Genomic DNA, 12,150 nt, shown 5'->3' on the forward strand with positions numbered 1-12,150 from the left:
AATAATGGCATCCACATTTATATGATGACCGCCGGCTATGCCCGTTAAGCACCGCAGGGAGAGTGATTTGTTATCAGCGATTAAGCAATACCGTTCAACTCATGGCGGAATGATGCGATGAGTACGGTTAAAAACGGTTCTACCGGACAGGGCAAGAATCCGTTCATGCCGATGCTGGAGCGGCTGCGCAGCCATCCTAAAATATCCGCGGCAATTGCCGCCGCCGCGATGATAGCGGTTGTGGTGGTACTGGCACTATGGGCAAAAAGCCCCGATTATCGGGTGCTGTACAGTAATCTCGGCGATCGCGACGGCGGCGATATCGTCGCGCAGCTGACGCAGATGAATATCCCCTACCGTTTTACCGAACAGGGCACCGCCGTGCTGGTGCCGAGCGAGTCGGTGCATGAAACCCGCCTGAAACTGGCCAGCCTCGGCCTGCCGAAGGGCGGCTCGGTGGGCTTCGAGCTGCTTGATCAGGAAAAATTCGGCATCAGCCAGTTCAGCGAGCAGATCAATTACCAGCGGGCGCTGGAAGGCGAGCTGGCGCGCACCATCGAAACCCTGGGACCGGTACAGTCGGCGCGGGTGCATTTGGCGCTGCCTAAGCCGTCGCTGTTTGTGCGTGAACAGAAAAACCCCTCCGCGTCGGTGACCCTGAACCTGCAGCCGGGCCGCGCGCTGGATGACGGCCAGGTTAACGCCATCGTCTATATGATCTCCAGCAGCGTGGCCGGTTTGCCGCCGGCAAGCGTCACGGTATTGGATCAGCAGGGGCATCTGTTGACCCAAGCCGACGCCAACGGCCGCGCGCTGAACGCGACCCAGCTGAAATTCAACAATGAGCTGGAAAACCGCTACCAGCGCCGCATCGAAACCATTCTGGCGCCGGTGGTGGGCAGCGCCAACGTGCATGCCCAGGTGACGGCGCAAATCGATTTCGACAGCCACGAACAGACCGAGGAACAGTATCAGCCGAACGGGCGCGACGATAACTCGGCCATTCGCTCCAAACAGGTGGCGCAAAGCGAGCAATTGGGCGGTTCGCCGTTGGGCGGCGTGCCCGGCGCGTTATCCAACCAACCGGCCCCCACCGCCGTGGCCCCCATTGATAAGCCGCCGGTGGCCAATACTAACGGCCAGACTACCGCGCCTGGCGCCCGCGCCGGCGTCAGCGGGCAAAACGCCGCCCAGTCCAAGGCCACCGCCACACCGTCCAATACCCGGCATGATGAAACCATCAATTATGAGCTGGATCATAAGGTAGTGCATGTAAAACGCAGCGAGGGTAACTTGCAGCGTCTATCAGTGGCGGTGGTGGTCAACTACCTGCCCGGCGAGGCCGGTAAGCCCGGCACGCCGCTTACGCCGGACCAGATCAAGCAGATTGAGGATTTAACCCGCGAGGCGATGGGGTTCTCCGCCGATCGCGGCGATAGTCTTAACGTGGTGAATACGCCGTTTGTCACCACCGAAGACAATGGCGGCGTGCTGCCGTTCTGGCAGCAGGCGTCCTTCTTCGACAGCCTGTTGACCGCGGGACGCTGGCTGCTGGTGCTGCTGGTGGCATGGATCCTATGGCGTAAGCTGGTTAAACCGCTGCTTCGGGTTAAACCCGAGGCGCCGGTGAAGGCGGCGGGCGCAGGCGCGACGGCGTCGGCAGCCCCCGCCGCCGAGGATGTGGTGGTCAGGCTCAGCCGCGATCAGCAAGAAGATCAGAAACGGGCGCAGCAGCGGGAAAACACCGAGGCGCGTACCCAACGAATCCGCGATATGACGGATCAGGATCCCCGTATCGTGGCGTTAGTTATCCGCCAATGGATGAGCAGCGAACAATGAGCATGACCGGAACCGAAAAAAGCGCCGTGTTATTGATGACCCTGGGCGAAGACCGGGCGGCGGAGGTTTTCAAACATCTGTCGGCCCGGGAAGTGCAGCAGTTGAGCAGCGCCATGGCCAATATGCACCAGACCTCACATCAGGAACTGCTGGAGGTGCTGAAAGAGTTCGAAGCCGAGTCCGAGCAGTATGCCGCGCTCAGCGTGAATGCCGGCGATTTCTTGCGCACTGTGCTTATCAAGGCGCTCGGCGAGGAACGCGCCTCCAGCCTGCTGGAGGATATCCTCGAAACCCGCGAAACCACCACCGGCATGGAAACCCTCAACTTTATGGAGCCGCAGAATGCGGCGGATTTAATCCATGAAGAGCATCCACAGATTATCGCCACCATTCTGGTCCACCTGCGGCGCTCGCAGGCCGCCGATATCCTGGCGTTGTTTGACGAAAAACTGCGCAACGACGTCATGCTGCGTATCGCCACCTTCGGCGGCGTGCAGCCGGCCGCGCTGGCGGAGTTGACCGAGGTACTGAACGGCCTGCTGGACGGCCAGAACCTGAAACGCAGCAAAATGGGCGGCGTGCGCACCGCGGCCGAGATTATCAACCTGATGAAAACGCAGCAGGAAGAATCCGTCATAGAAGCGGTACGCGGCTACGACCACGAACTGGCGCAAAAAATCATCGACGAAATGTTCCTGTTCGAAAATCTGGTGGACGTGGACGACCGCAGCATCCAGCGGTTGTTGCAAGAAGTGGAATCGGAGTCCCTGCTGATTGCCCTGAAAAATGCCCAGCCGCCGTTGCGCGAGAAGTTCCTGCGCAATATGCCGCAGCGCTCGGCCGAGATCCTGCGCGACGATCTGGCCACCCGCGGCCCGGTACGTATGTCGCAGGTAGAGAACGAACAAAAGGCGATTTTGCTGATTGTCCGCCGCCTGGCGGAAAGCGGCGAAATGGCGATCGGTGGCGGAGAGGATACGTATGTCTGATGCATTTAACCACTTACCCTGGCGCCCTTGGGCATTAAACGACCTGGCAAGTCCGGTGCCGGCGGACATGCTGCCGATCGCACTGGACGCCCAGGCGGACGATACGCAGATCCAGCAGGCGGCAATCAACGCCCTGCGCAACCAGGCCAAACAGGAAGCGCACCGCAGCGGTTACGCGGAAGGCGTTAAACAGGGGCAGCAGGAAGGTTACCAGGCCGGGCTGCGCGCCGGGCAAGAGGAGGGCCTGCTGCAGATACAGCGCGACCAGCAGCCCGCCGTCGCGCAAATGCAAATGCTGGTCAACGAGTTCCAGCATTCCCTTGACTCCCTTGACACCGTGGTGGCCGAACGGCTCGCACAGCTGGCGCTGACCGCCGCCCGCCAGGTGTTGGGCCAGGAGCCGGCCGGCGGCGGCGACGCCATGCTGCGCCTTATCCAGCGTTTACTGCAGCAGGAGCCGCTCCTGAGCGGCAAACCGCAGCTGCGCGTGCATCCGGCACAGGTGGCGCTGGTGGAACAGCATCTGGGCGCGACACTGAAACTGCACGGCTGGCGGCTGATCCCCGACGACGAACTGCATCCCGGCGGCTGTAAAGTCACCTCGCCGGAGGGCGATATCGACGCCAGTCTCGCCACCCGCTGGCATGAACTATGCCGCCTGGCCGCGCCGGGAGACGTCTAATGGCCACCCGTCTGGGCCGCTGGTTGGACGCCATGGATACGCTGGAGCAACGTTTGTCCGCCACGCCGCAGATCAGGCATTACGGCAGGCTGACCCGCGCTACCGGCCTGATTATGGAAGCCACCGGCCTGCAGTTGCCTCTGGGCGCGCCCTGCCTGATTGAGCGCCAGGGCGACGCCGGCATGGTCGAGGAAATCGACTGCGAGGTCGTTGGCTTCAACGGCGATAAGCTGTTCCTGATGCCGCTTGAGGAAGTGGAAGGCATTGTGCCGGGCGCGCGCGTCTATGCGCGCCGGCGCGCAGACGGCCAGAACGGCAAGCAGCTGCCGCTCGGCACCGCCCTGCTTGGCCGCGTGCTGGACGGCAGCGGCAAGCCGCTGGACGGATTGCCGCTGCCGGATACCGGCTACCGCGCGTCATTGAACACTGCGCCGGTCAATCCGCTGCAGCGCACGCCGATTTACGATGTGCTCGACGTCGGCGTGCGCACCATCAATGCCCTGCTTACCGTCGGGCGCGGTCAGCGTATGGGGCTTTTTGCCGGCTCCGGCGTAGGTAAAAGCGTACTGCTGGGCATGATGGCGCGTTATACCCAGGCCGATGTGATCGTGGTGGGGCTTATCGGCGAGCGCGGACGCGAAGTGAAGGATTTTATCGACAATATCCTGGGCCGGGAGGGCCTGGCGCGCTCGGTGGTTATCGCCGCCCCGGCGGACGTGTCGCCCCTGCTGCGCATGCAGGGCGCCTCCTACGCCACCCGCATCGCCGAGGATTTCCGCGATCGCGGCAGCCATGTCCTGCTGATCATGGATTCCCTGACCCGCTACGCCATGGCGCAGCGTGAAATCGCCCTCGCGGTCGGCGAGCCGCCGGCCACCAAAGGGTATCCCCCGTCGGTGTTCGCGCGCCTGCCCGCGCTGGTGGAGCGCGCCGGCAACGGTATCAGCGGCGGCGGCTCCATTACCGCCTTCTATACCGTGCTGACCGAGGGCGACGACCAGCAGGATCCCATCGCCGACGCCGCGCGCGCCATACTTGACGGCCATATCGTGCTATCGCGCCAGCTGGCCGAGGCCGGCCATTATCCGGCCATCGACATCGAGGCCTCCATTAGCCGCGCCATGACCGCCATCGTGCCCGCGGCGCAGGAAACGCTGGTCAGGCAGTTTAAGCAACTGCTGTCGCGTTACCAGCGCAACCGGGATTTAATCAGCGTCGGCGCCTACGCCGCCGGCAGCGACGTGCAGCTCGATCGCGCCATCGCGCTTTATCCGGCCATCGAGGCTTTTTTACAGCAGGACATGCATCAGCGTTGCGAATATCTGTCGGCCTGCGAGCAATTGCAGGGATTATTCAGTTAAGCCGGTTAACGAGGATCAATGAAAAGTAATGCACCGCTGGACGTTTTGCGCGAACGGGCAAAAGAAGAACTGGACAAGGCGGCGATCCGCCTGGGGCAAATCCGCCAATCCCATCAACTGGCCCGTAAACAGCTGGAGCAGCTACAGGAATATGAACGGGAATACCGGCAGAAACTACAGCGCGGCATGACCGAAGGCATGGCTTCGGCCAGCTGGTACAACTATCAGCAGTTTATCATCACGCTGGAAACCGCCATCGAACAGCACCGCACCCTGCTGGAACAATGGAGCCTGCGGCTGCAGCAGGCGGTTCAGGTCTGGCAGAACAAACATCAGCGCCTTAACGCATTGGTGACGTTGCATACGCGTCATCAACAGCTTCAGCTGGCGCATGATAACCGCCAGGATCAAAAACGAATGGATGAGTTCGCCCAACGGGCGTGCGCGAGGAAACACTCATGATAGTCGCAGTCAGTGACATTGCTTCCATGCAGGATACGGCCGGCGGCAACGGCGCTAAAAACACCGGCAACGCCGCCCCGGATTTCAGCGCCATGCTGAGCGGCAAGGTTAACGACCGCCAGCGGCCGGCGCCGGCAGCCGACGCCGGCAGCGCCCAGGCCGACGCCGCAGAGGACGCTCCCGTCGCGACCACGGCCGAACCGGCACGTCCCGACCTGCTGGCGGAAAAGCTGGCGGCCAAGCTGACCGGCGATGTCCCGGCCGGCGCCGTGAACGAGACGTTGCCGCCATCCGCCGGCGATACCGCCACCGCGCCAGCCGCCATGCCGGCGGCGACGGCACAGGAAGCGGACCCGGTCCTGAACAGCGACGCCGCCGCCCTGATGGCGTTGCTGGCATTGACCCGCCCGACGGTTGCTGACACGTCCGTGGCCGCCGCCGGCGTCACCGCTAATACCGATAGCGCCGCTGCCGCCTTGAGCGCCGCTGCCGCCCAGAACAGCGACATGGCCGTGGCGACGGTGCCACTGGCCCAGGCCGAAAACGCCGCCGCCCCGAGCGTCGGGACGAATAACGCCGCCGCCACGGCGGACAACGCGCAGAATACCGTTATCACCCCGGACGACGCCGCCGCGACGCCGCCGTTGACGTCGCCGGCAGCCCTGGTGGCGGGTTTCGTTTCCGCCAAGACCGTCGACGCCACGGCGCCTGAGTTGAAAACCGTCCCCGCCGCCACGGCGACCAAGGGCAAGCCATCGCCCGTCGCCGATGCGGGATTACCGCCGCCGGCCGCCACCGCCGCGACCGGCTCGCCGGTCAATCCGGCGATCGCCGCCGGCACCGATAGCGCTAACGAAGGGACCGACCCGGCGGCCGTCACTGCCCTGCTCCTGAAAAAAACCACCGGCGTCCTGTCCGACGTTTCCATGCCTGGCGCCACGGCGCCGGTCACACCTACGCTGAGCGCCGCCGATGCGGCCGTCACCACCCCCGCAGCACCTGCCCCCGCGCTTATCAGCGCCCAGCTTGGCAGCGACGAATGGCGCCAGGCCATCGGCCAGCAGGTATTAATGCAGTTGCGCAACGGCCAGCAGAACGCCGAGCTGCGTTTACACCCGGACAATCTGGGCGCCCTGCAGATCAGCCTGCGCATGGACGGCAACAACCAGGCGCAAATCCATCTGGCCTCGGGACATAGCCAGGTGCGTTCCGCCCTGGAAGACGCCCTGCCGCAGCTGCGCGCCTCCCTGGCTGAAAGCGGTATCCATCTGGGCCAGAGCAGCGTCGGCAGCGATGCCACGCCCAATTGGGGCGGCGCCGGGCAAGAGGCCGCAGGCAATGCCCGCGCGGCATCGGGATTCACCATTGACGCCGTCGCCGGGAACGCCAGCGGCGTTGTTGCGCCCGAGACCACCGGCCGTCGCGCCGCCGGCATAGATACCTTCGCCTGATGCTGCAAACGGGCAAGTTAAGGCAAATTACCGCGCCTATTCGCGCTATTGAATTACGCGGGAGACGGGATAATTACCGTCAATAACCGGCATTTTACGGCAGTCGCCATGGAAAAATGCCGTCACGCTTACAGGAATACCTAATCGTTATGTCACAAAATGTGCTTCCTTCGGCTCGGAAAAAATCAAAATGGCTGATGGCCCTGGTGGTCATTGCCCTGGCTGCTGGCAGCGCGGCGGGTTACCTTTGGTGGCAGCATCGCCTGCCCGGTCAGACAGCTTTGGAGGCCCCGGCGCCCGTGGCGCCGATACCGATATTTTTATCGCTGGACACGTTCACCGTTAACCTGGTCAATCCGGCCAACGATCCCGATCGCGTGCTCTACATCGGCCTGACGCTGCGCCTGCCCGACGAACCCACACGCAAGGCGATGATTGATTTTATGCCGACGGTACGCAGCCGCATGCTGCTGCTGCTGTCCCGCCAGGACGCGGAGGCGCTGGCAAATGATAAGGGTAAACAGCAGTTGGTCGAGCAGATTAAATTGACTTTGAGTGAACCCTTGGTGGCGGGCCAGCCTCGGCCCGTTGTGAATGATGTCCTTTTCACTGCCTTTATCCTGCGCTGAACATCATGGGCGATAGCATATTATCCCAGGCCGAAATCGATGCGCTGCTCAATGGCGACGACGGTGAACAGCAGCCGGTCAGCGCGGGTATTGAAAACGATGTCAAACCCTATAATCCCAATACCCAGCGGCGGGTGGTGCGCGAACGGCTGCAGGCGCTGGAAATCATCAACGAACGTTTTGCGCGTTCGTTTCGCATGGGATTATTTAACTTGTTGCGGCGCAGCCCGGATATTACCGTCGGCGCCATCAAGATCCAGCCTTATCATGATTTCGCCCGTAACCTGCCGGTGCCCACCAATCTGAACCTTATCCACCTCAAACCGCTGCGCGGCACCGCCCTGCTGGTGTTTTCGCCCAGCCTGGTGTTTATCGCGGTCGATAACCTGTTCGGCGGCGACGGCCGTTTTCCCATCAAGGTCGAGGGCCGGGAATTCACCCATACCGAGCAGCGGGTGATCCGCCGCATGCTGAAACTGGCGCTGGACGGCTATGAAGACGCCTGGAACGCCATCTATAAGCTGCATGTGGAATACGTGCGCGCCGAAATGCAGGTGAAATTCACCAATATCACCACCTCGCCTAACGATATCGTGGTCACCACGCCGTTTCATGTGGAAATCGGCTCGATGGTGGGCGAATTCTATATCTGCATTCCGTTTTCCATGATTGAACCGTTACGGGAACTGCTGACCAATCCGCCGCTCGAATATTCCCGGGTGGAAGACCAGGGATGGCGGGAAAACCTGGTGAAGCAGGTCCAGCATACGCAGTTGGAGCTGGTGGCGAATTTTGCCGAGGTCTCGCTGCGGTTGTCGGAAATCCTCAAACTGGCGCCCGGCGACGTGCTGCCAATCGACAAACCCGATTACCTGATTTCCCATGTGGACGGCGTGCCGGTGCTGACCAGTACCTACGGCACCCTGAACGGTCAGTACGCGCTCAGCGTAAAACAACTTATTAACCCCGTATTGAACTCCCTTAATGAGGAACAGCCCGATGAGTGACCCTAAGAATCCGTCCGGCGCAGATACGCCGTCCGCCGACGATCTGTGGGCGGAGGCATTCGACGAGCAGCAGTCCGCCGGCAAGGAATCACCGGCATCCACCGACGGTATTTTCCACCAGTTGACCGCCGAGGATAATGCCGGCCCCTTGCAGGATATCGATATGATTATGGATATCCCGGTCAAGCTTACCGTTGAGCTGGGACGGACCAAAATGACCATCAAGGAACTGCTGCGGCTGTCGCAGGGCTCGGTGGTGGCGCTGGACGGCCTGGCCGGCGAGCCGCTGGATATTTTGATCAACGGCTATCTGATTGCCCAGGGCGAGGTCGTGGTGGTGGCGGATAAATACGGCGTGCGCATTACCGATATCATTACGCCCTCCGAACGCATGCGCCGGTTGAGCCGCTAAATGACCGCCGCCCAGCCCCTCGTCACGGCCCACGCCTCGCCTCCCGCCGCCCATGAATTTAACGGCGCGGGCGCCCTTACCCAGGTAGCGGGCGCCTTGGGCGCCATCCTGCTGGTTATCCTCCTCGGCGCCTGGGTGGTGCGTAAGCTGGGCCTGGCGCCCGCGGCAAGGCAATCGCAACGGCTGAAAATACTGGCCAGCTGCTCCCTGGGCCAGCGTGAGCGCGTGGTGATGGTGGAGGTCGAGGGCACCTGGCTGGTGCTGGGGGTTACCGCGCAGCAGATTACACCGCTGCATACCCTGCCCGCGCCGCCCGACGCCACGGACAACGGCGTTGCGCCGCCGGACTTTCGCCAGCGGCTGCGCCAGGTGATGCAAAGGACTGGGAACGCCCGATGAACAGGTTGTGTCTCTGCCGGCCCGGAAACGGCCGGCTTATCGTTCTTGGGCTGGCGCTGCTGGCCGTCGCCCCGTGCGGTTGGGCGCAACTGCCCGGCATTATCAGCCAGCCGCTGGCGGGCGGCGGGCAAAACTGGTCGCTGCCGGTGCAGACGCTGGTATTCCTTACCTCGCTGACCTTTATCCCGGCCGCGCTGCTGATGATGACCTGCTTTACGCGCATCATTATCGTGCTGGGCTTGCTGCGCAGCGCCATCGGCACGCCTTCCGCGCCCCCCAACCAGGTTTTGCTGGGGCTGGGGCTGTTCCTGACTTTTTTTATTATGGCGCCGGTATTCAATACCATTTACGACGAAGCCTACTTGCCGTTAAGCGAAAACAAAATCAGCATGCAGGCCGCGCTGGAAAAAGGGGCGCAGCCGCTGCGCGCCTTTATGCTGCGCCAGACGCGCGAAGCGGATCTGGCCCTGTTTGCCCGGCTGGCCAAGGCGCCGCCGCTCGATGGCCCGGAAGCGGTGCCCATGCGCATCCTGCTGCCGGCTTATGTCACCAGCGAGTTGAAAACCGCCTTTCAGATCGGGTTTACCATTTTTATTCCCTTCCTGATTATCGATTTGGTGGTCGCCAGCGTACTGATGGCGCTGGGCATGATGATGGTGCCGCCCGCCACCATCTCCCTGCCCTTTAAACTCATGTTATTTGTGCTGGTGGACGGCTGGCAGCTGCTGCTGAGTTCTCTGGCGCAGAGTTTCTATACTTAACCCTTAACAAGACAGGCAAGATTATGACGCCGGAATCGGTAATGGCTCTGGGCCACGAGGCAATTTTAGTGGCGCTGGCGCTGGCCGCCCCGCTGCTGATGGCCGCCCTGTTCAGCGGCCTTATCATCAGCCTGCTGCAGGCCGCCACCCAGATCAATGAAATGACGTTATCGTTTATCCCCAAAATACTGGCGGTGGTGGCCACCATCGTGATTGCCGGTCCCTGGATGCTCAACCTGATCCTGGACTATATGCGCACGCTGTTCACCAGCCTGCCCGCGCTCGCCGGCTGACGATGCTGCAACTGGATACCACGCAGCTCGCGTTCTGGATCGGCCAGTATTTCTGGCCGCTGGTGCGTATCCTGGCGCTTATCGGCACCGCGCCGCTGTTTAGCGAAAAAATCATTCCTGCGCGCGTCAAGCTTGGCCTGGGCCTGATGGTGACCCTGGTGCTGTCGCCCGGCCTGCCGCCCATCAACACGCCGTTGTTTTCCATCGCCGGGTTTTGGCTGGCGACGGAGCAAATCCTGATTGGCACCGCGCTGGGGCTGACCATGCAGTTTGCTTTTGCCGCCATCCGCATGGCCGGCGAAGTGATAGGTCTGCAGATGGGGCTGTCCTTCGCCACCTTTTTCAACCCGGCCAGCGGCCTGAATATGCCGGTGCTGGCGCAATTGCTTAATCTGCTCTCCCTGCTGGTGTTCACCAGCCTGAACGGCCATCTGTGGATGCTTTCACTGCTGGCGGACAGCTTCCATTCCCTGCCGGTATCCGGCCTGCCGCTGAACGCCAACGCGTTTATGGCGTTATGCCGCGCCGCCGGCATGATTTTTATCAACGGCCTGATGCTGGCCCTGCCGATGATTACGCTGCTGCTGACGCTGAATATCGCGCTCGGCCTGCTGAACCGCGTTTCGCCGCAGCTGACCGTGTTTGTGGTGGGTTTTCCGCTCACCCTGACCATCGGCATCCTCACCTTCGGCCTGCTGCTGCCGCTGCTGGCGCCCTACAGTGAAAAACTGATGGGGGAAACCTTCGATTTGCTGGCGGATATCCTGGCGGAAATGCCCAAGGGATAAAAAAAGGTATGCCATCCGTCGTTACCCGAATGGCATACCAACAGGGCCGGCACACATGATTACCCGCCCAAAATTACCCGCCAGAGCCACCGGACGGGTTTGGTGCCTGGTTATTGATTGGTCTGGAACAGCGACAGCTTCTGCATGGCGTTAAACGTGGCGTAGGACGCCTGCAGCGCCACCTGCTGTTTGCTGTAATCGGAAATCACCTGGTAGGGGTCCGCGCCAATCAAATCGTTAAGCCGGGTGGTATAGATAGTGGTCCGATCGGTGCCGATGGTATCGAGCGTGTCCAGTTCATTGAGTTTGCTGCCTGTCGACGACTGCACCGACAAGACGTTATCCAGCGAGTTGGCCATGCCGCGCTGGGCCTTGGCCATATCGGCGGTGTACTGGGCGCGGGTGGCGTCATCCGCGTCGTCCTGGGGCGTGTTCAACGCGTTCAGCGCCAGGTTGATGGAATTGAATACGTTGGTTTCACTGGCAGTACTGTCCGGTTCGACGGTATAACCGGCGGCCAGACTGTCAAAAACCGTCTTGCCGGTATCGCCGATAGTCATGGTGCGGCTCGAATCCACGTCCTGGCTGACCGGCTCGGTGCCGCCGACGTAGGTGACGTTGCCGTCGGCATCTTGCACAAATGGCGCGGTCTCGGTCTTGTAGCCGGCGAACATATAGTTGCCGTTGGAATCTTGGGTATTGGCCAGCGTCAGCAGCTGATCCTTATAGGATTGCAGCTTGGTCGCCAGCGACTGCCGGTCCGAATCGCCCTGGGTACCGTCCCCGGCCTGCACCAGCAGCGTCTGGATACCCTGGATCGCGGTGGTCACCTGATCGAGCACGGTGCTCTCCAGCGACAGGCTGGCCTCGGATGTGCTGCGCGCCGCGGAATATTGCGCACCCTGCGCCTGCATCTGGTTGACGGCCACCGCCTGCGATGCGGCGATGGGATCGTCGGCCGGGGAATTCACCCGGTTGCCGGTGGCCAACTGGGTGCCGGTGGCCTGCCATTTGCCGTAGGCGTTGGTAATGCTGTTCAGATTCTGCTGATAAATCATGCTGGTACTTAAACGCATG

13 protein-coding genes and 1 pseudogene are annotated in these 12,150 nt (G+C 61.8%); 13 read left to right on the forward strand and 1 reads right to left on the reverse strand.

Features of this window, described 5'->3' with window-relative positions; all coding sequences use genetic code 11:
- Positions 1–117: 117 nt before the first annotated feature.
- The 13 genes and pseudogenes from fliF to fliR all read left to right on the forward strand — a co-directional run bounded on the left by fliF (position 118) and on the right by fliR (position 11,073).
- On the forward strand, positions 118–1,839 hold the full coding sequence (gene fliF / locus ABUK12_RS05800) for a flagellar basal-body MS-ring/collar protein FliF (RefSeq protein ID WP_410015386.1): 1,722 nt from the start codon (positions 118–120) through the stop codon (positions 1,837–1,839).
- Positions 1,836–2,828 (forward strand): flagellar motor switch protein FliG, encoded by a 993-nt coding sequence (fliG, locus tag ABUK12_RS05805; RefSeq protein ID WP_410015387.1) that lies wholly within the window; start codon positions 1,836–1,838, stop codon positions 2,826–2,828. The genes fliF and fliG overlap by 4 nt, the downstream gene beginning before the upstream one ends.
- Positions 2,821–3,510, forward strand: coding sequence for a flagellar assembly protein FliH (fliH, locus tag ABUK12_RS05810; protein WP_410015388.1), 690 nt, complete (start codon positions 2,821–2,823; stop codon positions 3,508–3,510). Before fliG ends, fliH begins: the two co-directional genes overlap by 8 nt.
- Positions 3,510–4,871: a flagellar protein export ATPase FliI gene (gene fliI, locus ABUK12_RS05815; RefSeq protein ID WP_410015389.1), complete on the forward strand. Its 1,362-nt coding sequence runs from the start codon at positions 3,510–3,512 to the stop codon at positions 4,869–4,871. Before fliH ends, fliI begins: the two co-directional genes overlap by 1 nt.
- Positions 4,872–4,889: 18 nt before the next feature.
- Positions 4,890–5,333: a flagellar export protein FliJ gene (gene fliJ, locus ABUK12_RS05820; RefSeq protein WP_410015390.1), complete on the forward strand. Its 444-nt coding sequence runs from the start codon at positions 4,890–4,892 to the stop codon at positions 5,331–5,333.
- Positions 5,330–6,784 (forward strand): flagellar hook-length control protein FliK, encoded by a 1,455-nt coding sequence (locus tag ABUK12_RS05825; RefSeq protein ID WP_410015391.1) that lies wholly within the window; start codon positions 5,330–5,332, stop codon positions 6,782–6,784. Before fliJ ends, ABUK12_RS05825 begins: the two co-directional genes overlap by 4 nt.
- Positions 6,785–6,933: 149 nt before the next feature.
- Entirely contained in the window at positions 6,934–7,413 is a 480-nt protein-coding gene (gene fliL / locus ABUK12_RS05830; RefSeq protein WP_410015392.1) for a flagellar basal body-associated protein FliL, read from the forward strand.
- Between the two features lie 5 nt (positions 7,414–7,418).
- The gene (gene fliM, locus ABUK12_RS05835) at positions 7,419–8,420 is read left to right on the forward strand and encodes a flagellar motor switch protein FliM (protein ID WP_410015393.1); all 1,002 of its coding nucleotides are present in this window, start codon (positions 7,419–7,421) and stop codon (positions 8,418–8,420) included.
- On the forward strand, positions 8,413–8,832 hold the full coding sequence (gene fliN / locus ABUK12_RS05840) for a flagellar motor switch protein FliN (protein WP_410015394.1): 420 nt from the start codon (positions 8,413–8,415) through the stop codon (positions 8,830–8,832). Before fliM ends, fliN begins: the two co-directional genes overlap by 8 nt.
- Positions 8,833–9,198, forward strand: a pseudogene (gene fliO / locus ABUK12_RS05845) (flagellar biosynthetic protein FliO); the annotation flags it as partial.
- Between the two features lie 29 nt (positions 9,199–9,227).
- On the forward strand, positions 9,228–9,992 hold the full coding sequence (gene fliP / locus ABUK12_RS05850; protein ID WP_410015395.1) for a flagellar type III secretion system pore protein FliP: 765 nt from the start codon (positions 9,228–9,230) through the stop codon (positions 9,990–9,992).
- A gap of 23 nt (positions 9,993–10,015) precedes the next feature.
- Positions 10,016–10,285, forward strand: a complete 270-nt coding sequence (fliQ, locus tag ABUK12_RS05855; RefSeq protein ID WP_410015396.1) for a flagellar biosynthesis protein FliQ — start codon at positions 10,016–10,018, stop codon at positions 10,283–10,285.
- Between the two features lie 2 nt (positions 10,286–10,287).
- Positions 10,288–11,073, forward strand: a complete 786-nt coding sequence (fliR, locus tag ABUK12_RS05860; RefSeq protein ID WP_410015397.1) for a flagellar biosynthetic protein FliR — start codon at positions 10,288–10,290, stop codon at positions 11,071–11,073.
- A 110-nt stretch (positions 11,074–11,183) separates the two neighbouring features.
- Here fliR and flgL read toward each other — a convergent pair whose 3' ends face one another.
- Positions 11,184–12,149 carry a flagellar hook-associated protein FlgL gene (gene flgL, locus ABUK12_RS05865; protein WP_410015398.1) on the reverse strand — a complete coding sequence of 322 codons (966 nt, stop codon included), beginning with the start codon at positions 12,147–12,149 and terminating at the stop codon, positions 11,184–11,186.
- Position 12,150: the final 1 nt, after the last annotated feature.

Source organism: Sodalis sp. C49 (assembly GCF_046352915.1).
Taxonomy (GTDB): Bacteria; Pseudomonadota; Gammaproteobacteria; order Enterobacterales; family Enterobacteriaceae; genus Acerihabitans.